22 protein-coding genes and 2 tRNA genes are annotated in these 23,035 nt (G+C 62.7%); 12 read left to right on the top strand and 12 right to left on the bottom strand.

Annotated features, from left to right (window positions below):
- The first annotated feature begins 17 nt into the window (after window positions 1-17).
- Entirely contained in the window at window positions 18-617 is a 600-nt protein-coding gene (gene scpB / locus F3W81_RS05490; RefSeq protein WP_193083654.1) for an SMC-Scp complex subunit ScpB, read from the top strand.
- Between the two features lie 69 nt (window positions 618-686).
- On the opposite strand, the gene F3W81_RS05485 is transcribed toward scpB, so the two are convergent.
- From F3W81_RS05485 to F3W81_RS05445, 9 genes are all read right to left on the bottom strand, one after another.
- Entirely contained in the window at window positions 687-1,826 is a 1,140-nt protein-coding gene (locus F3W81_RS05485) for an MFS transporter (protein WP_193082636.1), read from the bottom strand.
- A gap of 1 nt (window position 1,827) precedes the next feature.
- Window positions 1,828-2,904: a 2'-deoxycytidine 5'-triphosphate deaminase gene (locus tag F3W81_RS05480; protein ID WP_193082635.1), complete on the bottom strand. Its 1,077-nt coding sequence runs from the start codon at window positions 2,902-2,904 to the stop codon at window positions 1,828-1,830.
- A gap of 141 nt (window positions 2,905-3,045) precedes the next feature.
- Window positions 3,046-3,122, bottom strand: a tRNA-Pro gene (locus F3W81_RS05475).
- A 102-nt stretch (window positions 3,123-3,224) separates the two neighbouring features.
- Window positions 3,225-3,914: a MerR family transcriptional regulator gene (locus F3W81_RS20745; RefSeq protein ID WP_226941869.1), complete on the bottom strand. Its 690-nt coding sequence runs from the start codon at window positions 3,912-3,914 to the stop codon at window positions 3,225-3,227.
- A gap of 9 nt (window positions 3,915-3,923) precedes the next feature.
- A complete protein-coding gene (gene ihfA, locus F3W81_RS05465) occupies window positions 3,924-4,226 on the bottom strand; it encodes an integration host factor subunit alpha (RefSeq protein ID WP_193082634.1) in 303 nt (100 codons plus the stop codon).
- A 97-nt stretch (window positions 4,227-4,323) separates the two neighbouring features.
- Window positions 4,324-5,298, bottom strand: coding sequence for a beta-ketoacyl-ACP synthase III (locus F3W81_RS05460; RefSeq protein WP_193082633.1), 975 nt, complete (start codon window positions 5,296-5,298; stop codon window positions 4,324-4,326).
- A complete protein-coding gene (gene plsX, locus F3W81_RS05455; RefSeq protein ID WP_193082632.1) occupies window positions 5,295-6,407 on the bottom strand; it encodes a phosphate acyltransferase PlsX in 1,113 nt (370 codons plus the stop codon). Before plsX ends, F3W81_RS05460 begins: the two co-directional genes overlap by 4 nt.
- A gap of 29 nt (window positions 6,408-6,436) precedes the next feature.
- On the bottom strand, window positions 6,437-6,643 hold the full coding sequence (gene rpmF, locus F3W81_RS05450) for a 50S ribosomal protein L32 (protein WP_193082631.1): 207 nt from the start codon (window positions 6,641-6,643) through the stop codon (window positions 6,437-6,439).
- A gap of 169 nt (window positions 6,644-6,812) precedes the next feature.
- Window positions 6,813-7,388: a YceD family protein gene (locus tag F3W81_RS05445; protein ID WP_193082630.1), complete on the bottom strand. Its 576-nt coding sequence runs from the start codon at window positions 7,386-7,388 to the stop codon at window positions 6,813-6,815.
- Window positions 7,389-7,467: 79 nt separating this feature from the next.
- Here F3W81_RS05445 and F3W81_RS05440 point away from each other — a divergent pair, with 79 nt between their 5' ends.
- The 3 genes from F3W81_RS05440 (at window position 7,468) to F3W81_RS05430 (ending at window position 10,842) form a co-directional block, all read left to right on the top strand.
- Window positions 7,468-7,929, top strand: coding sequence for an outer membrane protein assembly factor BamE (locus F3W81_RS05440; RefSeq protein ID WP_193082629.1), 462 nt, complete (start codon window positions 7,468-7,470; stop codon window positions 7,927-7,929).
- A gap of 167 nt (window positions 7,930-8,096) precedes the next feature.
- Window positions 8,097-8,861, top strand: coding sequence for a GNAT family N-acetyltransferase (locus F3W81_RS05435; RefSeq protein WP_193082628.1), 765 nt, complete (start codon window positions 8,097-8,099; stop codon window positions 8,859-8,861).
- A 160-nt stretch (window positions 8,862-9,021) separates the two neighbouring features.
- Entirely contained in the window at window positions 9,022-10,842 is a 1,821-nt protein-coding gene (locus F3W81_RS05430) for an ABC-F family ATP-binding cassette domain-containing protein (RefSeq protein WP_193082627.1), read from the top strand.
- On the opposite strand, the gene F3W81_RS05425 is transcribed toward F3W81_RS05430, so the two are convergent.
- The 3 genes from F3W81_RS05425 to F3W81_RS05415 all read right to left on the bottom strand — a co-directional run bounded on the left by F3W81_RS05425 (window position 10,839) and on the right by F3W81_RS05415 (window position 14,262).
- Window positions 10,839-11,933 carry an AbrB family transcriptional regulator gene (locus tag F3W81_RS05425; protein ID WP_226941868.1) on the bottom strand — a complete coding sequence of 365 codons (1,095 nt, stop codon included), beginning with the start codon at window positions 11,931-11,933 and terminating at the stop codon, window positions 10,839-10,841. The genes F3W81_RS05430 and F3W81_RS05425 overlap by 4 nt on opposite strands.
- A 75-nt stretch (window positions 11,934-12,008) precedes the next feature.
- Window positions 12,009-12,082: transfer RNA gene (locus F3W81_RS05420), tRNA-Gly, on the bottom strand.
- Window positions 12,083-12,213: 131 nt separating this feature from the next.
- Entirely contained in the window at window positions 12,214-14,262 is a 2,049-nt protein-coding gene (locus F3W81_RS05415; RefSeq protein ID WP_193082625.1) for an ASKHA domain-containing protein, read from the bottom strand.
- 390 nt (window positions 14,263-14,652) lie between these two features.
- On the opposite strand from F3W81_RS05415, the gene guaB reads away from it, so the two are divergent.
- From guaB to F3W81_RS05375, 8 genes are all read left to right on the top strand, one after another.
- Complete coding sequence (gene guaB, locus F3W81_RS05410) at window positions 14,653-16,101, top strand: IMP dehydrogenase (protein ID WP_193082624.1); 1,449 nt, start codon at window positions 14,653-14,655, stop codon at window positions 16,099-16,101.
- A gap of 54 nt (window positions 16,102-16,155) precedes the next feature.
- Complete coding sequence (locus tag F3W81_RS05405) at window positions 16,156-16,860, top strand: HAD family hydrolase (RefSeq protein WP_407692461.1); 705 nt, start codon at window positions 16,156-16,158, stop codon at window positions 16,858-16,860.
- Between the two features lie 15 nt (window positions 16,861-16,875).
- Entirely contained in the window at window positions 16,876-17,835 is a 960-nt protein-coding gene (locus F3W81_RS05400) for a sugar-binding transcriptional regulator (RefSeq protein WP_193083653.1), read from the top strand.
- A gap of 148 nt (window positions 17,836-17,983) precedes the next feature.
- Window positions 17,984-19,300 (top strand): ABC transporter substrate-binding protein, encoded by a 1,317-nt coding sequence (locus F3W81_RS05395; RefSeq protein WP_193082622.1) that lies wholly within the window; start codon window positions 17,984-17,986, stop codon window positions 19,298-19,300.
- 93 nt (window positions 19,301-19,393) lie between these two features.
- A complete protein-coding gene (locus F3W81_RS05390) occupies window positions 19,394-20,266 on the top strand; it encodes a carbohydrate ABC transporter permease (RefSeq protein ID WP_193082621.1) in 873 nt (290 codons plus the stop codon).
- Between the two features lie 113 nt (window positions 20,267-20,379).
- Window positions 20,380-21,210 carry a carbohydrate ABC transporter permease gene (locus F3W81_RS05385; protein ID WP_193082620.1) on the top strand — a complete coding sequence of 277 codons (831 nt, stop codon included), beginning with the start codon at window positions 20,380-20,382 and terminating at the stop codon, window positions 21,208-21,210.
- Window positions 21,211-21,221: 11 nt separating this feature from the next.
- Complete coding sequence (locus tag F3W81_RS05380) at window positions 21,222-22,226, top strand: ABC transporter ATP-binding protein (protein WP_193082619.1); 1,005 nt, start codon at window positions 21,222-21,224, stop codon at window positions 22,224-22,226.
- Window positions 22,223-22,996, top strand: a complete 774-nt coding sequence (locus F3W81_RS05375; protein WP_193082618.1) for an L-iditol 2-dehydrogenase — start codon at window positions 22,223-22,225, stop codon at window positions 22,994-22,996. The genes F3W81_RS05380 and F3W81_RS05375 overlap by 4 nt, the downstream gene beginning before the upstream one ends.
- Window positions 22,997-23,035 lie beyond the last annotated feature (39 nt).

Below are 23,035 nucleotides of genomic sequence, written 5' to 3'. Positions count from 1 at the left end.
TGTTCGAGGCGCCGCCAATGGGTGCGCAGGAGCGCATGGTCGAAGCCATCCTCTTTGCCTCGACCGAGCCGGTCTCGGTCGCCGATCTCAATGCCCGCATGCCGCATGGCTGTGATGGGGCCGCCGCTCTGGCGCATCTCGTCAAGCGCTATGAGGGGCGCGGCGTCAATGTCGTGCGCGTCGGGGAGGCCTGGGCCATCCGCACCGCGCCGGACCTCGGTTTTCTCATGCAAAAAGAGACGGTTGAGGTGCGCAAGCTGTCGCGCGCCGCGATCGAGACCCTCGCCATTATCGCCTACCACCAGCCCGTCACCCGCGCCGAGATCGAAGAGATCCGCGGTGTCTCTGTCTCTCGTGGCACCGTCGATCAGCTACTGGAAATGGAGTGGATCCGCTTTGGCCGTCGTCGCATGACGCCCGGCCGCCCGGTGACCTTCGTGGTAACCCCTTCATTTCTCGACCATTTTGGCCTCGAGTCCCCGCGCGATCTGCCGGGCCTGAAGGATCTGCGTGCGGCAGGGCTGCTCGACAATCGACCGCCCCCCGGTCGCCTGGGCTCCGACGACGACGAGGTCATCGACGACGATCAGCCCGACATGTTCGAGGACGAAGAGTAGAGGGGTCTGCTCTCTGGGCCGTCACCGCACCGCGTAGACAGTGATGATCTCTGGCTCGGAAACGCAACTTCAGGTTCGGCGCGCAACACGCTGAGGCAAAACGCATTCTACAAAGGCAACCGCCGCGACCACAGCCGAGATCGTGTTGCAGATGGCAAAGCCGTCCAGTTCATAGGGATGGCGAAACGCCAGCGCCCCACCGAACACCGCCAGATAAGTCACCGAAGAGTTGAGCCCGAGGATCGCACCGCGTTGGCTCTGATCCAGTGCCGACAGACGTGAGACGACAAAGTTCAGCGCCAGATGCTGCGCCATGCCCCAGACGACCGCAAGGACCGCCAGCAGCGTCAGGTTCATCCCCAGCTGAGCCATCAGCGCATAGATCACTGCCAGAGCCGCAAACGACACCGCGCCAGCGGTCAGCGGCGCCAGCCGGTCAAAGTACTTGTCAAGCAGCGTCGAAATCCCGAAACCCGTGCCATAGCAAAGCGTTATGAAGCCCGCGACATCGGTGCCACGGCCAAGGGCGTCCGCTACATGCGCCCCGACAAAGGCGTAGGTGCCATAAAAGCTCAGCATCAGAGCCAGTGCGGAAAACAGTCCGCGCCAGATCCCCGGTACCCTGAGCGCGGTCAGGGGAGAGGTGGCGCTGGTTGCCACCCGTGGCACCTTCAGATCGGTGCGCCGCAGCGCGATCCAGAGGCCGGTCATCAGCACGCCCAGCACGACGTAAACGGCCCGCCAGCCCGCCCATTCCGCCAGAAAGCCCGACCCCGCGACCCCGGCCACCAGCGCCAGCGTCCAGCCGCTCAGCACCAGACCCATGGTGCGCTTTTCTTCGCCCTTGGGTCCCAGTTGCGGGGCGAGCACATAGATCGCCGGAATGGCCATGCCCGCGCCCAGACCACCAAAAGCCTGCGCCCCGATCAGCGCCCATTTGTTGGGGGCGAAGATTGAGGCAAGTAGCGAGATTATAAGAATAATCACTGCCTGGTTCAGCGCACGATCCGCTCCGATGGTGTCCGATCGTGGTGCCAGAAACATGGCAGAGATGGCGGTCGTCAGCCCGTAGGCCGCAGCGGCCTGCACGATCTCGGCGGGATCGCCCCCAAGATCTCGGGCGACGGCGGCAGTGATCGGGGCCAGCACCATGGAGTTCGCGCCGACCACGGCAATTGCGCCGGTCAGCAAAGCAACAGGATGGTTCATCTTAACCCGCGCGAAAATGTTTCGAGAGTTTCAGGCCTTGGCCCTGATAATTCGATGCGATTCCCGTGCCGTAGAGCATTTCGGGGCGCTCGGCCATACGCTCGAACACCAACCGGCCGACGACCTGACCATGCTCCAACACGAAAGGCGCCTCGTGGCAGCGGACCTCAAGAACGCCGCGCGATCCCGCACCACCGGCCTCGGCATAGCCAAAGCCAGGATCGAAGAAGCCCGCGTAATGCACCCGGAATTCACCGACCATGGCGAGATAGGGGGCCATCTCCGCCGCGTAATCCGGTGGAATCGTGACAGATTCCCGGCTGACAAGGATATAGAAGGCGCCCGGATCCAGAATGATCTGTTGCGCGTCGGTGCGCACTTCCTCCCAGTAGTCGCTCGGGTCGTAATGGTTCAGCAGGTCGAGATCGATGACGCCGGTATGCGGTTTGGCGCGGTAGCCGACCAGCTTGTCAGGACCGGGGCGCAGATCCACGGAAAAGCCCAGGCCCTGTTCGATGACCGCCGTGCCGTCGACCAGAGGCGTCTGGTCATGCAGGGATCGCAGTGCCTCGTCGCTGAGGCCGGCTTGCCCCTCACGAAATCTGATCTGGTTCAGGCGCATCCCGGGCCGCACAAGTACGGAAAAACTGCGCGGGCAGATCTCTGCATAGAGGGGGCCCGTGTAACCCGCGGGGATTCGGTCAAATTCCGTGCCGCCATCGGTGATCAGCCGGGTCAGCAAATCCAGCCGACCGGTCGAGCTTTTGGCATTGGCCATCGCGGCAACACCCATCGGAAGCGCCAGATGCTCCATCAGCGGCACGACATAGACGCAGCCCTTCTCCAGCACGGCGCCCTTGGACAGATCGACCTGGTGCATCTCGAACTCGTTCAGGCGGTCCTGAACTGTACGGCCTTCGCCAGATAGAAACGACGCACGCACGCGCCAAGCCGTCGTTCCAAGACGCAGATCAAGGCTGGCTGGCTGGATCTGTGCAGCCGTCACCTCCGGCGTGGCCGCGATCTCTCCATCGGCGATCATGCGTTTCAGATGTTGGCTGGCCAGAATGCCGGTCATAGCGTGTCCTTAAAGGTGTGATGGCTGAGAGTAGGACGCAAGGCGTGCGAAGGAAAGGTGGAAAAAGCCATTCAAATCAGGGCTTAAAACACCAAATCCGCCGAGCTTTCGCTGCGGCGGATTTGGCAGTAGGGGAATATTTGGTCGGGCTAGCAGGACTCGAACCTGCGACCTTCCGTCCCCCAGACGGACGCGCTACCAGGCTGCGCTATAGCCCGAATGTGAGGGTGTAATAGCCGATCTGACCGGGAGGGCAAGGGCTTTTTCCGCCCCTTGAGCGGAAAAAATTCTGCGCGCTCAGGGTCGGTTTGTCACGCGGCTCAGGAGAGCGTGCGGGTCAGCTTTCTGGCCAGCATCCAGGCTTCCATTGCCACGTCTGTCGGCATCGCTGAGCGGCGCATAGCCAGAAGCCCCAGCACGCCAGGGGCGACATCATAGGCATCATCATCAGGGTCTTGCGGCAACTCAAAGGCAAGATCGCCGGGTTGGTATGCAGACATTTCAATCGACTCTTCTGTGGGATCTTCGGCGCTGAGTTGCACCTCTTCGGCGGCGACTGCAGGCTCTTCATAGGCCGAATGCGCCGTCTCGTCAGACGCTTGCGCGTGATCTGGGGCAGGGGCGCCATGCGGCCCTGTCGTTTCGGTTACGGGATTCGGGGACATCTGCGGGTGCGGTATGGACGACGGGCGGCGCAAGGGTACGATCTCGGCCTGCAAGGGGGCTGCCATATCCTCAAGCGCGGGTGACATTGCGGCGACATGGGGGATGCCATGATCGCGCAACATCTTCTGCACGCCCTTGATCGTCATGCCCTCATCATGAAGCAGACGCTTGATGCCGCCCAAAAGCTCCATATCCGCTGGACGATAATAGCGGCGCCCGCCCGCCCGCTTCACGGGCTTCACCTGGGTGAACTTACTCTCCCAGAAGCGCAGGACATGCGCAGGGGTTTCCAGCCATTCGGCGACTTCGCTGATGGTCCGGAAAGCGTCGGCGCTTTTAACCATATTCCTGCCTTAGCTTTTGTTTCCGGCAGCGACGCGGTCTTTCATCAGGTGCGACGGACGAAACGTCAGAACGCGGCGCGGATTGATCGGCACCTCTTCCCCGGTCTTGGGGTTGCGCCCGATGCGGGCCGCCTTTTCGCGCACCGAGAAGGTGCCGAAGGACGAAATCTTGACCTGCTCACCTGCGACGAGCGCATCCGACATATGTGCCAGAACGGTCTCGACCAATTGTGCTGAATCGTTGCGCGACAGACCGACCTCACGGAAGACTGCTTCGCTAAGGTCCATGCGCGTCAATGTTTTTTCACTCATTTACCGTCCCTCTCTGGTTGCGCGAGAATAGGCGTGCTGCATTTTCCGAGTCAATATCAATGGTTTGTCACCAAGCGCCTAACGCCGGTATTCGACCCTACCAGCGCAGTACGACTGATCCCCAGGCCAGTCCACCGCCAATTGCCTCGGCAACCAGCAACTGACCTTTGCGAATCTTGCCCTCAGCCACGCCCACGGACAGCGCGAGGGGAATCGATGCGGCAGAGGTGTTGCCATGATCCTGAACGGTCACGATCACCTTGTCCATCGACACGCCCATGCGTTTGGCGGTGCCTTGGATGATGCGGATATTGGCCTGATGCGGCACGATCCAGTCGACGTCGTCACCGGTCAGCCCGGCCTTCTTCAGCGCCGCCTCAGCGGTATCAGCTAGCTTGCCAACCGCTTGGCGGAAAAGGGGATTCCCCTGCATCCGCAGCTTGCCGGACTCGCCGGAGGTCGAAACGCCGCCATCGACATAGAGCATCTCGCGGTAGCGCCCGTCAGAGTTCAGATCGCTCGACAGGATCCCGCGATCGTCGGAAGATCCTGTGCCGGTGCGTGCTTCCAGCACGACGGCCCCCGCACCATCACCGAACAACACGCAGGTCGAGCGGTCGGTCCAGTCCATGATGCGTGAAAAGGTTTCTGCGCCGATGACCAGCACGCGTTCAGCCTGGCCCGACAGGATCAGACCGTTCGCATTTGCCAGGGCAAAAATGAAACCGGCGCAGACGGCCTGCACATCGTAGGCAAAGCCGCGCGTCATGCCGAGGCCGTTCTGCACCATGGTGGCGACAGACGGGAAGGTCAGATCGGGTGTCGAGGTTGCCACCACGATCGCGTCGATATCATCGGGATTGAGGCCTGCCATATCGAGCGCATTGCGCGCGGCGATAGTGGCCATCTGAGACGTGGTTTCGCCTTCGGCCGCGAAATGGCGTCTCTCGATCCCGGAGCGGGTGCGAATCCATTCGTCCGATGTGTCCAGGCTCTTCTCGAATTCGCTGTTCGGAACCACTCGTTCGGGCAGATAATGCCCAACACCTGTTGCAACTGAGCGAAGTGTCATTCCGTTCCTGTCTCCCGTTGCGCGGCATCCTGTGCCAGCGAAACGGCAGATGCAACCCGTGCGGCTATTTTGTCCTGAAACCCGGACAAAGCCAGCTGATAGGCCAGTTTGATGGCGGCGGAAACCCCCGTTGCATCGGCCGAGCCATGGGATTTGACCACCGGCCCATTGAGGCCAAGAAAGACCCCGCCATTGACGCGACGCGGATCGATCCGCTTTTTCAGTCGCCGCATCGAGGTGAGGGCAAGAAGCGCCGCAATCCGCGATAAGGGCGAGAATTTAAAGGCTTCTTTCAGCAGATCGCCGATCAGGCTGGCCGTGCCTTCGCCGGTTTTCAGCGCGACGTTGCCAGTAAAGCCATCGGTGACGATCACATCACAGCGGTTGCCTGGAATGTCACCGCCCTCAACAAAACCGACAAACTCGAAGTTCGCAGCCACCGAGGCGGTCTGGATCAACTCATGCGCGGCTTTCAGCTCGCTCCGGCCTTTATGCTCTTCGGTGCCGACGTTCAGCAGGCCGACGCGCGGCCGCTCAAGGTGCAGGCCGTTGCGGGCGTAGGAAGAGCCCATGAGAGCGTATTGCAGAAGGTCATTTTCGTCCGCGCGAATATCGGCGCCGACATCCAGCATGACGTTGAAGCCCTGAGGATTACGCGACGGCCAGAGCACGGCAATAGCAGGGCGATTGACACCCGGCAGCTTGCGCAGGCGCATCATGGACAGCGCCATCAGCGCGCCGGTGTTGCCACAGGACACGCAGACAGAGGCATCGCCTGCGCGCACAGCATCCAAGGCGGACCACATGGAGGTCTGCTTGCCATGGCGCACAACCTGGCTTGGCTTGTCGTCCATCGTGACGACATCAGAGGCATCCCGGATCTCGACCCGGTCTGTCAGATGACGGCGCTTGGCAACAAGTTTTTCCAGCTCGGCCCGGGGGCCGTGCAGGATGAATTCAATATCGGTGTTCTTGCGGGCCGAACGCGCCATGCCGGCGACAACCGTCGCCGGCCCACGATCGCCACCCATGGCGTCAATGGAAAGTACGATTCGCCCTTTGGGCCCGGGCGCTTGCAGCGCTGAAACTGGCGTATCCGTCGCAGTCATTTATGACGCCCGGCCCTCACGAATTCGACTTATGCCGCGTCTTCGTCCAGATCGACTTCATCGACCATCGCGATGACTTCACGGTCTGCATAGTGGCCGCAGGACGGGCACACGTGGTGCGGGCGTTTCAGCTCGCCACAGGAAGGGCACTCGTTCGGGTTTGCAGCCACGAGAGAGTCATGCGCACGACGGTTGTTGCGGCGCGACTTGGAGACTTTGTTCTGTTGGACAGCCATGTCACAACCTTATCTGTAATTCGGGGGCACTACGGCCCGGTTTCAGTCGGATGCGAGGCTCATAGTCGGACCCGGCCTCTGCATTCAACCCAAAATTCGTATGGAGGCGCGAAAATACTTCGAAACCCCACAGGCGCAAGCGATTCTTTGCCTCGTATCCGAGGTTTGATTACGTCTTGCTGCCGTCGTCGTCTTTTCCAGCGGAACCGTCAAGCCCCGACATCAATCCCGCGAGTCCCGCAAACGGCTTTGCATCCTCGTCAGTCATCGGCTTGCGCCCGGGTTCTGTCACGGCGATCTCGACCGGAGCGACGCCTTCGGCACGCGGATAGAGCGGCAGGGACAGCGCCAGCTCTTCCTCCATCACGATCGCGGGGTCGATATGACTGCCGAGTTTCTCCAGCGTCTCGTCCTCGGGCATCTCGACTTCATCAGAATCGCTGACGTCGTCGGGCAGGGTCGGCGTAAACCGGCGCAGCACGACCTGATCAATGCGCGTCGTCACGGGGTCGAGCGTCACCGAACAGGGCTGAACCACTGTCGCGCCAAGCTGACCTTTCAGCACCCAGTCTTCCTTGCCATCCGCGCGCACTTCACCCCGAAAGCTGAGCTTTTTCAGCCCGATCAGGTCAAGTCGTGCGGCAATCGCGCTGAGCGTGTCGCTGTCTGGGCGCAACTCAAACGCGGTGGCCGCGTTTTTGGGCAATGTCGAGACGCGCAGGGCGTCGGTGGTGGGATCGGTCATGGCTTCCTTTCTTGAACAGGCTGCGTTCCTTCTGTAAGCGAAGTAACAGCCTGTGCAGATGAATATAAGAGGGGCGAAAATGGCTCGCAACAAGATCAGGGCAGGGTGGCTGGTATCACTCGTCGCCATTGCCGGCCTTTCGGGCTGCTCGGCTCAGTTCCGTAATCATGGCTATATGCCTGATGCGGACCAGCTTTCCCAGATCACTATCGGCGTCGACACGCGCCCCACTGTGGAAGAGGTCGCAGGCCCGCCCACAACGGCCGGCGTTCTCAAGGACAGCAGCCTTTACTATGTGCGCTCTCGGGTGCGCCACTATGCCTTCACACGCCCCACTGTGGTCTCGCGTGAGGTTCTGGCCGTCAGCTTCAACCCCTCGGGGACCGTCAGAAATATCGAAACCTTCGGCCTCGAAAAGGGCCAGGTCGTTCCGCTGACGCGGCGGGTCACTGATTCTTCGACGGCCGACAAGACCTTCATACGCCAGCTCATGGGCAACATCGGCAACTTCGATGCCGCCTCGGTTCTGGGCGCGGAATAGAGCCCAAGCGGCCATCGGCGGCTTTCAGCTTAGCCGATGGCCGCTCACGTCAGGCCTACCCTTGGCGTGAAACGCTTCCAACAGACCTTTCTTTTGTCACGATGAGGTCACATCTGACATGATAACCGGGGCGTACTGAGCCTCGGGTACATGTCGGAGTGTCCATTATGCTGACGCTGAAAAAGGGCCGCTATGCAGCCCGCCTCGCTGAAACACCGGCAGACGTGCGGGCCGCCCAGCATCTGCGCTCGCTGGCGTTTTTCGGCCCAGCCGAAGGCCCGTCCGCTTCGCCAGAGGTCTCCGCCCCCCGCGATGTCGACGACTACGACCGGATCTGCACCCACGTGCTGGTCGAGGATCAGCGCACGGGCACGCTGGTGTGCTGTTTCCGCATCCTCCCCCTGAGCGCGGGTCGGGAAATCAGCCGCAGCTACTCCGCTCAATATTACGAACTCTCCAGCCTCGAATCCTTCGAAGGACCAATGGTTGAAATGGGCCGTTTCTGCATCCATCCCGATCACCACGACGCCGATATCCTGCGCGTCGCCTGGGGCGCGATGACCGCCTATGTGGATGAAAACGGGGTCGAGATGCTGTTCGGCTGCTCCTCCTTCAAAGGCACCGATGCCGAGGCCTACCTCGATGCCTTCGCGGTGCTCAAGGAGCGTCATCTCGCCCCCAAACGCTGGCTGCCACGGGTCAAGGCCCCACGCGTCTTCCGCTTTGCCCAGAAACTGCGCCGCGCGCCCGACCGCAAACGCGCGCTCCTCGGGATGCCACCCTTGTTGCGCACCTACCTGTTGATGGGTGGATGGGTCTCCGACCACGCGGTCGTCGATGCCCAGATGAACACCCTGCATGTCTTCACCGGGCTTGAGATCAAGGCCATCCCCGCCGCCCGCAAACGCCTGCTGCGTGCCACCACCACCTGAGCCAAAGCCCCGAGCCGCCACATGCGCCCCTGTCATCTTGCCCGAAATACTTCGGGGGAGGCGCGCGGCACGCGAGGCGGGGGCAGCGCCCCCTTATTCGCATAGCTGCCCGCACAAAGCTCCGCTTGACGCCGACCCGCCGCCTGATTAGCTGCCGCCCATGGCACAGGCACCCCTTCTCCAACTCTCCGGCATCTCCCTGACATTCGGTGGCGATCCGGTTTTCGATGACCTTTCCCTGACCGTTCAGCAAGGCGACCGCGTCGCCCTTGTCGGACGCAATGGCTCGGGCAAATCCACACTCATGAAAGTCATGGCAGGCTATGTCGAGGCGGACCGCGGCGATGTCGTGATCTCGCCGGGCACAACCGTCGGCTACATGGAGCAGGAGCCAGAGATGGCAGGCTTCGCGACGCTTGGCGATTTCGCCATGTCGCGCCTCGACATCTCCGAGCAATACAAGGTCGAGATCGCAGGTGAGGGGCTGAAATTCGACCCCTCCCGCCCGGTCGAGACCGCCTCTGGCGGTGAACGCCGCCGTGCCGCCCTCGCCAAGCTGATGGCCGAAGCGCCCGAACTCATGCTGCTGGACGAACCGACCAACCACCTCGACATTGAGGCGATCGCTTGGCTCGAGGCTGAACTCAGCCAGACCCGCACGGCCTATGTTCTGATCTCACACGATCGCGCCTTCCTGCGCAACCTGACCCGCGCGACCCTCTGGATCGATCGCGGCCAGGTCCGTCGGCAGGAAAAGGGCTTCGAGAACTTCGAACTCTGGCGTGACAAGGTCTGGGAGGACGAGGACGTCGCCCGCCACAAGCTGAACCGCAAGATCAAGGCCGAGGCAAAATGGGCGGTCGAGGGCATCAGTGCCCGCCGCAAGCGCAACCAGGGCCGCGTGCGCGCCCTGCAGGACCTGCGCGCGGAAAGCTCTGGCCAGATCCGTCGTCAGGGCACGGCCGCGATGGCCTTCGACAGTGGTCAGCAGTCCGGCCGCAAGGTGATCGAGGCTGAAGGTCTGGAAAAAGCCTATGCTGGCAAGCAGATCGTCACCAATTTCGAGATCAAGATCAATCGCGGCGACCGGGTGGCCTTCGTGGGCCCGAACGGCGTCGGCAAGACCACTCTGCTGAAAATGCTGATGGGCGAAGAGGCGCCGGATTCCGGCACCGTCAAGCTCGGCTCGAATCTGCTGCCGGCGATTTTCGATCAGAGCCGCGCCGCCCTCGACCCCAAGATGACGCTCTGGGAAAGCCTGACCGGTGACAAGGACATGCGCGTCTCGGGGCAGGCCGATCAGGTGATGGTGCGCGGCACGCCCAAGCACGTCGTCGCCTACCTCAAGGACTTCCTGTTCGACGAAGCGCAGGCGCGTGCACCTGTCCGCTCACTCTCGGGTGGCGAAAAGGCGCGGCTGTTGCTGGCCAAGCTGATGGCCAAGGAATCCAACCTGCTGGTGATGGACGAACCGACCAACGATCTGGACGTCGAAACGCTGGACCTGCTGCAGGAACTGCTGGACGACTACGACGGCACCGTGCTGCTGGTCAGCCACGACCGTGACTTCCTTGACCGCGTCGCGACGACCACCGTGGCGATGGAGGGCGATGGCCGGGCCACTGTCTATGCAGGGGGCTGGACCGACTATCAGGCACAGCGCAAGAGCGATACGGCCGAGGCTGAGGCCCGCGCCAAAGTCGCGCCCAAACCAACGCCGCAAGCCTCGAAAGACAGCGGCAAAGGCAAGAAGTCCGGTCTGTCGTTTACCGAGCGCCACCGTCTGGAAGAACTGCCCGGCCTGATCGAAAAGCTGGAAGCCGAGATCACCAAGCTGGAGGAATTCCTCGCTCAGCCGGGGCTTTACCAGAAAGAGCCGGCAAAGTTCGCCAAGGGCACGGAAGCGCTCAACGAACGTCAGGCGGAGCTTGCCAAGACCGAGTCCGAGTGGATGAAGCTCGAAGAAAAAGCCGAAGCCTAAAGCTTGCCCGGACCCTGCTGATCGGCGGGGTTCGGGAACCACTGACGCCGTTTCGCGACCCCCAGCATCACAACTGTCAGGATGATCCTGTAGAGGTGGTGCAGGGTGACCACGGCGGGATTGGCATTCAGACTGAGGGCGATCAGCGCCATCTCTGTCACGCCGCCGGGCGAGAACGAAATCAACAAGACATCCATATGCTGGCCGGTGATCGGCGCGATGCTGAGCGCCATGGCCAAGCCTACGGCGACCATCGTGCCGACCGAGAGGATGCTGAGGCCGGTGGCCTTGACCAGACGCTTGAGGTCCATACCCGCAAAGCGCGTGCCGAGCGAGGTGCCGATCACCACCTGACAGCCGCTGATCAGCCAGGACGGCGCCTGGATCACGCTCAGCCCCGACAGGGTAACGATGGCCGCACATATCAACGGGCCGATCAGTTGCGAGGCGGGAATATGCAGGCGGCGAAAGATCAGCAGCCCGACGACGGCGATGGCGATCACGGCGGGGACATGCTCAACCCCAACAGCTGTGCGGTTCAGCGAGATCCCCGCAGCAGAGCCGACGGGATGGCCATAGTAGAGCGACAGGCCAATCGGCAGGCATGTCACCACCATGATGATGCGCAGGAACTGCTGAACCGCCAGCACGCGCACATCCGCGCCCGCCGCCTCGCCCGAAACAATCGCCTCGATCAGACCACCGGGGGAGCCGGAGAAGAAGGCCGTAGGTCGGTCATAGCCGCCGATCTTGTGGAAGATCAGGAAGTTGAGCCACTGCGTCAGCGGCACGAACAGCGTCAGCGCCGCCATCGACAGTGAGACCTGAGGCAGCTGGCCGAGGACATCCCAGGTGATTTTGGCGCCGATGGTCGCGCCGATCATACCGATGAAGATCGAGCGGAAATGTTCTGGAAAGCGGTAGTTCTGCGGCAGCGCACGCGGCATCAGCCCAGTCACCAGAGCGACGCAGAACAGAGAGCCGAGCATGTAGGGCAGAGGGAAATGCGCGTAATGTGCAACGATCCCGCCAATCAACCCAAGAAGACACAGTGCAAGGGCGAGGGGCAGGGATTTCAGAAACGCGTTCAAGTCATTCGGTGCCGGTCTTGGCGCGGAGCACGCCATGGCATTGAACGGGCCTCAGCGATCCGGGCGGAGAAGGATTGGAGCGGGTGAAGGGAATCGAACCCTCGTCACTTGCTTGGGAAGCAAAAGCTCTACCATTGAGCTACACCCGCGTCTCGGGGACCGAGCTAATTCAAGGCCCGTGGCCCGTCAAGGTGAAACAGCAGATCGCGCGCCTGAATTCAGCGATACTGCGCAGGTAAGGTATTAAAAAACCTTCTCAAGGCGCGCGATCTTCGTCGATCTAGCTGCGACGCCGTCCACGCCGGGTGCGCCCGCCGCCATCCTCGGTACTGGCGTTGAAGCTGACATGGGGCAGCGTGACAACCTTGGCCAGCTCCGGGAAGGGATCGGTGGCGTGGGGGATCGCGTTGGCCGAAACGAAGTGCTCCTGAAACGCGGGGGCGATGGCGGTCTCGACCTTGGTGATCTTGCTGACGTTCGCCTCAATCGCCTTGCGGGCGGCGATATTGCACAGGGCGATCCGTGCCCCGGTGCCAGCGGCGTTGCCAGCCGAGGACACTTTGTCGAGCGGTGCGTCCGGGATCATGCCGAGCACCATGGCGTGCTTGGAGGAGATATGCGCACCGAACGCACCGGCAAGCACGATGCGGTCGACATGATCGACGCCCATCTCGTCCATCAGCAGGCGTGCGCCCGCATAAAGCGCTGATTTGGCGAGCTGAATGGCGCGGATGTCGCCTTGGGTGACGCTGATCAGCGGGCCGTTCTCAGACGTGCCGTCGTGTAGGACGTAAGAGTGGGTGCGCCCCTCGGGCACGCTGCGGGCGGTGCCGGTCTGGGCGGCGGAACCGATCAGGCCTGAGGGGTCGAGCAGGCCTGCCATGCGCATCTCTGCCACGGCCTCGATGATGCCGGAGCCGCAGATGCCGGTGATGCCGGAGGTGCCGATGGCCTGGGCGAAAGCCGGATCGTCGGACCAGATCTCGGAGCCGATGACGCGGAAGCGCGGCTCTTTCGTTTCGGGGTTGATCTCGACCCGCTCGATCGCGCCGGGGGCGGCGCGCTGACCGGAGGAGATCTGCGCACCCTCAAAGGCGGGGCCGGTGGGCGAAGAGCAGGCGAGGACGCGTTTGGTGTTGCCCAGCAGGATTTCCGCGTTGGTGCCAACGTCGATGATCAGGACGAGATCTTCTGACTTTTCAGGGGCTTCCGAGAGGGCAACGGCGGCTGCATCCGCGCCGACGTGGCCAGCGATGCAGGGCAGGATATAGCAGCGGGCGCGGGGGTTGATCGAGGTGATGTCGAGCTCGGCCATGGCCAGCGACATCGACGAGGAGGTCGCGAGGGCAAAGGGCGCCTGGCCCAGCTCGACCGGATCGATGCCGAGAAACAGGTGGTGCATCACGGGGTTACAGACCACGACCGCCTCGACGATGAGGTCGGGGGAGATGTCTGCCTCAGCGGCCAGTTCCTTGGCGAGTTGCGACAATGCCTCCCGCACGGCGCGGGTCATCTCCTTGTCGCCGCCGGGGTTCATCATGACGTAGGAGACGCGGCTCATCAGGTCTTCGCCGAAGCGGATCTGCGGGTTCATCAGACCCGAGGCGGCCTTGACCTCGCCCGTCTCAAGGTCAGTCAGGTGAGCGGCGATGGTGGTCGAGCCGAGGTCGATGGCGAGGCCGTAGAGGCCGGATTCATGCAGGCCGGGCCAGACCTCAAGCAGACGCGGCGCGGCACCGGTGTGGTCGTGGTGCACGGCAAGTGTGACCTGCCATTTGCCCTTGCGCAGCACCGGCTGAAGTTTCGCCATCAGACTAAGATCGGCTGTCAAGCCCTTGATTTCCCACTGTTCTTCGAGTGCGCTCGCGACGCGTTCAAAGTCGCCGGAGGGTTCGTGCATGTCGGGTTCCAGCACCTCGACAAAGTACAGCCGGGTGGCGGGATCCATAACGATGGCGCGGGTGTCGGCGCGTTTGCGGATCACCTGCTTGTGGACCTGGCTTTCGGCGGGGACGTCGATGATGACATCGCGCAGCACCTGCGCCTGACAGCCGAGGCGGCGGCCCGGTTTCAAGCCGCGCTTGTCGTCATAGCGCTGCTCGACAGAGTTCCATTCGGACAGGGCGTCCTCGTGCACTGTCACGCCGTACTTGGAAAAATCGCCGAAACTGGGGGTAATCTGACACTTCGAGCAGATGCCACGGCCACCGCAGACCGAGTCGAGGTCGACCCCGAGGGCGCGGGCGGCCTGAAGAACGGGCGTCCCGGCCGGGAAGCGGCCACGTTTGCCGGATGGGGTGAAGATCACCAGGGGGTCCTGTTCGCTCATGCTGTCCTCAATCTCGGGTTCAGAGGGCACTCTAGGCAAAATGGCAGGGAAGCTAAAGGGGGGTGCGGATGTGTCTGCCGGTGTGTCTGTCGGTCTGTCTCTGGGTCGCTCACAGGCCTTTGAAACCGGGGAAATGCGATGTCGGTATGGCGTCGGTATCTGAACGGTATCCGAACGGTGCGAAACTCGAGGCGTCGGGTTAAGTATTTGGGCAAGATGAGAGAGCCGGGTGCGCGAGAGATCGGCTTTTCAGGGGCCGGTTGTGGGGCGTCGGCGGGGCTGGCGACGCGGGGTGTTCACAGGTTTATGTGACACCGCTTTTGACCTTTCGCCCGGGCGGCTTCCATGTAATAGGGAAGCGCCAAGTGAACTGACCCATGGAGAGACCCGATGGAGATTCGCGAGGCTTTGACCTTCGATGATGTACTGCTTGTTCCTGCCGCGTCTTCGGTATTGCCGTCGACGGCGGATACGCGGACGCGGGTCACGAAGAGCATTTCCCTGAACATTCCGCTGCTGAGTTCGGCCATGGACACCGTGACCGAGAGCCGCATGGCGATCTGCATGGCGCAGGCCGGCGGCATGGGCGTGATCCACCGCAATCTGAGCATTGACGAACAGGCCGCAGAAGTGCGCCGCGTCAAACGCTTCGAGAGCGGGATCGTCTACAACCCGATCACGCTGCGCCCCGATCAGACGCTGGCGGATGCCAATGCGCTGCGCGAGCAGTACAAGATCTCAGGCTTCCCCGTCGTTGACGAAAATGGCCGGGTGCTGGGGATCGTGACCAACCGCGACATGCGCTTTGCGCAGGATGCGCGCACGCCGGTGTCGGCGATGATGACAGGCGCAGATCTGGCGATCCTGCATGAGCCTGCGGACCGCGATCGTGCCATCGGCATGATGAAGGAACGCCGGATCGAGAAGTTGCTGGTGACGGATGCATTGGGCAAGCTGACCGGCTTGCTGACGCTGAAGGACACCGAGCAGGCTGTTCTGAACCCGACTGCCTGCAAGGACGAGCTGGGCCGTTTGCGGGTCGCTGCGGCGACGACGGTGGGCGATGCCGGTTTCGAGCGGTCTCAGGCGCTGATCGATGCGGGCTGTGATCTGATCGTGATCGATACGGCGCATGGTCACTCCGAAGGCGTGGCGATTGCCGTCGAGCGGATCAAGGCCCTGTCGAACCATGTGCAGGTGATGGCGGGCAATGTGGCGACAGCCTCGGCCACGCGGGCGCTGATCGATGCGGGGGCGGATGCCGTGAAGGTCGGGATCGGCCCGGGCTCGATCTGCACGACGCGGATGGTGGCCGGTGTTGGCGTGCCACAGCTGACCGCGATCATGGATTGCGCCGGGGCGGCGGGCGATGTGCCGGTGATTGCCGACGGCGGCATCAAGTTCTCGGGCGACTTCGCCAAGGCGATTGCGGCGGGCGCGAGTGTGGCCATGGTGGGCAGCATGATCGCCGGCACGGACGAGAGCCCGGGCGAGGTGATCCTGTACCAGGGCCGCACCTACAAGAGCTATCGTGGCATGGGCAGCCTTGGCGCCATGGCACGCGGCTCGGCCGATCGGTATTTCCAGAAGGATGCCGCCAGCGACAAGCTGGTGCCGGAAGGCATCGAGGGGCAGGTGCCCTACAAGGGATCGGCGGGCGCGGTGTTGCACCAGCTGGTCGGCGGTCTGCGGGCGGCCATGGGCTATACCGGCTGCGCCACCGTGACCGAGATGAACAGCAACTGCAGTTTCGTCAAGATCACCGGCGCGGGCCTGAGCGAAAGCCATGTGCACGACGTGCAGATCACCCGCGAAAGCCCGAACTACCGGATCGGCTGAGGTCGCTCGGGTTGTGAAAAAACCGCCTCCGGATTGAGTTTCGGGGGCGTTTGCATGTCTGGTGCGCGGGGAGGCGTGATCTTGGACGGTATCGAGCTGGTGATCTTTGATTTCGACGGGGTGCTGGTGGACAGCGAGGTGATCAGCGCGCGGATGCTGGTGGCCGAGCTGGCGCGCCACGATATCCATGTCGATCTGGCCTATATCGCGCGCCATTTCCTCGGGCGGTCCTATCCGGTGGTGCTGGCGCAGATCCGGGCGGAGTTCGGGATCGAGCTGCCCGAGGGCTTTGAGGCGACCTATCGCGCGCGTCTGCTGGCGGCGTTTGAGCAGGAGCTGGTGATCATGCCGGGCGTGCGCGCGGTGCTGGAGCGGATGGTGGTGCCGTTCTGCATCGCCACCTCCTCCAGCGAGGAGCGGGTGCTGAGCTCGATGCGGCTGGTGGGGTTGGGCGCGGTCTTTGGCACGCGCTTCACCACGGCGTCGGAGGTCAAACGGGGCAAGCCCGCGCCGGATCTGTTCCTGCGGGCCGCCGAGAAGGCCGGGGTGGCGCCGGAGCGCTGTCTGGTGATCGAGGACAGCCTGCCGGGGATCCGGGGCGCACTGGCGGCGGGGATGCAGGTCTGGCATTTTCGCGGTGGCAGCCATCTGGTCGGCCTCGACCTGACGGCGGAGCTGAAGGTTGCGCCACAGTGCCACTTTGCACATTTCGACGAATTGCCGCATCTTGCGCCGGGTCTGTTCCGGGCAGATGCATAACGAGAGCAGGTGAGCATGGCGCAGGGCGGCAACGACGACACGGACAGGGCGCTGAAGGACGACGCGGCGCGGGCGGCCTGGCTCTATTATGTGGGCGGGATGCGGCAGGATCTGATCGCGGAGGAGATGGGGATCTCGCGTCAGCGGGCGCAGCGGCTGGTGGCGCGGGCGGTGCAGGACGGGCTGATCCGGGTGCGCATCGACCATCCCATCGGGGCCTGTCTGGATCTGGAGCGGCAGCTGAAACGGCGGTTCGGGCTGGAGCTGGTGCGCGTGGCGCCCTCGCTTGGCGGCAAGGGCGACGCGCTGAAGGCGATTGCGCCGGTGGCCGCGGCCGAGGTCGAGCGGATCTTTCGCGACGAGGTGCCGCGCATCATCGGCATGGGGACCGGGCGCACGCTGCGATACGTGGTCGAGAACATGCAGGCGGTGCAGGGCACGCAGCACAAGCTGGTGTCGTTGATCGGCAATGTGGCCCCCGACGGCTCGGCCAGCTTTTACGAGGTTCTGATGCGATTCGCGGATCGCACGGGGGCGGCGCACTATCCGATGTCCGTGCCGGTGATGGCGCGTGATTCGGAGGAGCTTTCTCTCTATCGAAATTTGCCGCATGTGCGAAACAGCCGGGCGCTGGCCGGGGCGGCGGGCAAGATCATCGTCGGCATTGGTCAAATGGGCGATGATGCCCCGCTTTTCATGGATGGTTTCATCACGGCGCAGGAGCTGGCGAGCCTTCGGGCCGCCGGGGCGGCGGGGGAAATCTGCGGCCATGTCTTTGATGACCAGGGGCGCTACCTCGACCACTCGATCAACCGCATGATGGTGGGCGTGCGCGTCCCCGAACAGGGCGGAGCGACCCTGTGTATCGGCGGTGGAAACAGCAAAATCAAGGCGTTACGCGCCGCTTTGCATGGTCGTCTGGTCAGCAGTCTGATCACGGACGAGCTGTCGGCAGAGGCGCTACTCGAGACTTGACAAATCTACCTGAGCGATAGTCACGCTCCGTCTACTCCCCCTGATACGCTGCGCCGCAGCGGAAAAGGTTCTTGACTTGAGGTACACCCTTTTGTGAGAAATAGTTCATCAACTGGGCAGAAGCTCAGGAGAGCTTTGGGAGGAAACCATGACTTTCACGATCCGTGCCGGGCTTATGGCCTGTGCCGCCTCTGCGCTTGTCGCCACGTCCGCGAGTGGCGAGACGATCACCATTGCCACCGTGAACAACGGCGACATGATCCGCATGCAGGGGCTGACCGACGACTTCACAAAATCTCACCCCGATATCGAACTGGAGTGGGTGACGCTGGAAGAGAACGTGCTGCGCCAGCGCGTCACGCAGGACGTCGCCACCAAGGGCGGTCAGTTCGACGTGATGACCATCGGCACCTACGAGGTTCCGATCTGGTCCAAGCAGGGCTGGCTGGTGCCGCTCAAGGACATGCCCGAGGGCTATGACGCCGCCGACCTGCTGCCTGCCATTGCGGGCGGTCTGACGACGGACGGCGAGCTCTATGCCGCGCCGTTCTATGGCGAAAGCTCCATGGTCATGTATCGCAAGGACCTGATGGAGAAAGCCGGGCTGACCATGCCCGACGCGCCGACCTGGGACGAGATCAAAGCCGCTGCCGCCGCGATGACCGACAAGGACGGCGAGATCTACGGCATCTGCCTGCGCGGCAAGGCCGGCTGGGGCGAGAACATGGCCTTCCTGACCGCCATGGCAAACTCCTATGGCGCCAAGTGGTTCGACATGGACTGGAACGCCCAGTTCGACAGCCCAGAGTGGAAAGCCACTCTGACCGACTATCTCGACCTGATGAACAACTACGGCCCTCCGGGCGCCTCCTCAAACGGGTTCAACGAGAACTTGGCGCTGTTCCAGCAGGGCAAATGCGGCATGTGGATCGACGCGACCGTCGCGGCCTCCTTCGTGACCAACCCGACCGACAGCACCGTGGCCGACCAGGTCGGCTTTGCGCTGGCACCTGACAAGGGTCTGGGCAAGCGCGGCAACTGGCTCTGGGCATGGAACCTCGCGATCCCTGCGGGCACCGAGAAGGCTGATGCGGCCAAGGCGTTCGTCGCCTGGGCCACGAGCAAGGCCTACACGGAGCTGGTCGCGGCCAATGAGGGCTGGGCCAACGTACCGCCGGGCACGCGCACTTCGCTCTATGAGAACCAAGAGTACCTCGACGCGGCGCCGTTTGCGAAAATGACGCTGGAGTCGATCCAGGCCGCAGATCCGCAGCATCCGACCGTGGATGAAGTGCCCTATGTTGGTGTTCAGTTCGTCGCCATTCCTGAGTTTCAGGGCATCGGGACGTCCGTTGGGCAGCAATTCTCGGCCGCACTGGCCGGGCAGATGACTGCAGATGAAGCTCTGGCAGCAGCTCAGACGCTGACCACGCGGGAAATGAAGCGCTCGGGCTATCCGAAGTAAGCGCGACAGGTGGCCGGGGGCGATGTGCCTCCGGCCGCTGTTCCCTGACGATCCGACATTCACAGATCAGACATTTCGCTGAGGGAGGCTAAAATGGCCACACAGCATTCACGCGCTGCGGCGCGGTTCATGATTTCGCCGTCCGTTTTGCTGCTGCTGGGGTGGATGCTGATCCCGCTGGGGATGACGATCTACTTCTCGCTGCTGCGCTACAACCTGTTGATGCCCGGCGAGCATCCCTTCGTGGGTTGGGAGAATTACAGCTATTTTCTGAGCGATCCGGCGTTCAAGACCGCGCTGATCAACACGCTGCTGCTGGTCGTCGGGGTGCTGATCATCACCGTCGTGGGCGGTGTGCTGCTGGGGCTGTTGCTGGATCAGGCAATGTGGGGTCAGGGGATTGTGCGGATCCTTGTGATCGCGCCGTTCTTCGTGATGCCGACCGTGTCGGCGCTGGTCTGGAAGAACATGTTCATGAACCCGGTGAACGGGCTGTTCGCCTATGCGGCCAAGTTCCTCGGATTGCAGCCGTACGATTTCCTGTCGCAGGCGCCGCTGATGTCGATCATCGGCATCGTCAGCTGGCAATGGCTGCCGTTTGCGACGCTGATCCTGCTGACCGCGATGCAGTCGCTGGATCAGGAACAGCTGGAGGCCGCCGAGATGGATGGCGCCGGGCCGTTCAGCCGGTTCTTCTATATCACCGTGCCGCATCTGTCGCGGGCGGTCACGGTCGTCATTCTGATCCAGACGATCTTCCTGCTGTCGATCTTTGCCGAGATCCTGGTGACGACGAATGGCGGACCGGGCAATGCCTCGACCAACCTGACCTATCTTGTCTACGCCGAGAGCCTGTTGCGCTTTGACGTTGGCACCGGGTCTGCCGGGGGTGTCGTGGCCATCGTGCTGGCCAATATCGTTGCGATCTTCCTGATGCGGATGATCGGCAAGAATCTGGACGCCTGAGGGGGGATGCGGATGTTGTTTTCGGTGCAGCCGGGAGAGGGGCGCTGCCCCTCTGGGCCTCTGGCCCATTCACCCCGAAGTATTTTTGGCAAGATGACTGGGAGGTATCTGGCATGGCGCGGATGATTTCGAGCCGGCGCAAGGCGGTGAATACCGCGATTGCCTGGAGTGTCGGGTTGCTGATCTTCTTTCCGATCCTGTGGACGGTGCTGACCAGTTTCAAGACCGAGGCGCAGGCGATTGCCGATCCGCCGATCTGGTTCAACTTTCACTGGACGCTGGAGAATTACGTCACGGTGCAGGAGCGGTCGAACTACTTCCGCCACTTCTGGAATTCGGTGGTGATCTCGGTCGGCTCGACCCTGATCGGGCTGGCGATTGCGGTGCCGGCGGCTTGGGCGATGGCCTTTGTGCCGGGCAAGCGCACCAAGGATCTGCTGATGTGGATGCTGTCGACCAAGATGCTGCCGCCGGTGGGGGTGCTGGTGCCGATCTATCTGCTGTTTCAGAAGGTCGGGTTGCTGGACACGCAGATCGGGCTGATCATCGTGCTGACGCTGATCAATCTGCCGATCATCGTCTGGATGCTCTACACCTATTTCCGTGAAATTCCGGTGGATATTCTGGAAGCGGCGCGGATGGATGGGGCCGGGCTGAAGGATGAGGTGATTTCCGTGCTGCTGCCGATGGCGGTGCCGGGGATGGCCTCGACCGTGCTGCTCAACATCATTCTGGCGTGGAACGAAGCGTTCTGGACGCTCAACCTGACAGCTGCCAAGGCGGCGCCGCTAACGGCCTTCATCGCCAGCTACTCAAGCCCGGAGGGGTTGTTCTATGCCAAGCTCTCGGCGGCTTCGACCATGGCGATTGCGCCGATCCTCATCATGGGCTGGTTCAGCCAGAAACAACTCGTCCGCGGCCTGACATTTGGCGCGGTTAAGTAAGGAAGACCTCAATGGGACGTATCACACTTGATAAGGTGACCAAGAGCTTTGGCGAGGTGCAGGTCATTCCGCCGCTGGATCTGACCATCGATGAAGGCGAGTTCGTGGTGTTTGTCGGCCCCTCGGGCTGTGGCAAGTCGACCCTGCTGCGCCTGATCGCGGGGCTGGAGGACATCACCTCGGGCCAGATCCGCATCGACCGGCAGGACGCGACGCATGTGCCCCCTGCCAAGCGCGGGCTGGCGATGGTGTTTCAGAGCTATGCTCTCTATCCGCATATGTCGGTGAGAAAGAACATCGCCTTTCCGCTGAAGATGGCCAAGATGGACCCGGCAGAGCGTGACCGGCGCGTCGACTATGCCGCCAAGGTGCTGAACCTGACGGACTACATGGATCGGCGTCCGGGCCAGCTGTCGGGCGGACAGCGCCAGCGGGTCGCCATCGGGCGGGCCATCGTGCGGGAGCCGGCCGCGTTTCTGTTTGATGAGCCCCTGTCGAACCTCGACGCGGCGCTGCGGGTCAATATGCGGCTGGAGATTTCCGAGCTGCACAACACCCTGAAGACCACGATGATCTATGTCACCCACGATCAGGTCGAGGCGATGACCATGGCCGACAAGATCGTGGTGCTGCATGCGGGCCGGATCGAGCAGGTCGGCAGCCCGCTGGAGCTGTATCACACGCCGAGGAACACCTTTGTGGCGGGCTTCATCGGCTCGCCCAAGATGAACCTGATCGAGGGGCCGGAGGCGGAAAAGCACGACGCCCATACCATCGGGATCCGGCCCGAGCATCTGGACACCTCGGCGGAGAGCGGCCTCTGGGAAGGGCGCGTCGGCGTCAGTGAGCACCTCGGGTCGGACACGTTCTTTCATGTCCATGACACGGGCCTGGCCGAGATGCTGACGGTACGGGCGAGCGGCGAGGTGGCGCTGCGCCACGGCGACAAGATCTTTCTGACGCCGCAGATGGACAAGCTGCACCGCTTTGATGCGCAGGGGCTGCGGATCGCATGACCCGGCTGGCGGGGAAATCTGCGCTGATCACCGGGGCGGCGCGTGGCATCGGCAAGGCCTTTGCCCGCGCCTATCTGGCGGAGGGCGCGCGCGTCGCCATCGGCGATATCGACGGCGATGCGGCGCAGCGGGCGGCGCTGGATCTGGGCGAAGGGGCGTATGGCGTGCAGATGGATGTCTGCGATCAGGCCAGCATCGACGCGGCTGTAGCGCATGTGGTCGGGCAGACCGGGCGTATCGACATCCTGATCAACAATGCCGCGCTGTTCGATCTGGCGGGCCTGACCGAGATCACGCGTGAGAGCTACGAGCGGCTGTTTGCGGTCAACGTCAGCGGCACTCTGTTCACCATGCAGGCCGTGGCGCGCCAGATGGTGGCGCAGGGCACGGGGGGCAAGATCATCAACATGGCCTCTCAGGCGGGGCGGCGGGGCGAGGCTCTGGTCGGGGTCTATTGCGCGAGCAAGGCCGCCGTCATCTCTCTGACGCAGAGCGCCGGACTGAACCTGATTGGCAAGGGGATCAACGTCAACGCCATCGCGCCGGGGGTGGTGGATGGTGATCACTGGGACGGGGTGGACGCGAAATTCGCCGCCGCCGAGGGTCTGGCACCGGGCGAGAAGAAGAAACAGGTCGGTGCCGCCGTGCCCTTTGGGCGGATGGGGCGGGCCGAGGATCTGACGGGCATGGCGGTGTTCCTTGCCACGGCAGAGGCCGACTACATTGTCGCGCAGACGTATAACGTCGACGGCGGAAACTGGATGAGCTGAGCCGCGTAAGCGACTGATACCAAATAAATCGGAGGCGAA

This window comes from Pseudooceanicola spongiae (assembly GCF_014899185.1).
Taxonomy (GTDB): domain Bacteria; phylum Pseudomonadota; class Alphaproteobacteria; order Rhodobacterales; family Rhodobacteraceae; genus Pseudooceanicola; species Pseudooceanicola spongiae.
This window is presented reverse-complemented; position numbering and strand designations above follow the sequence as displayed.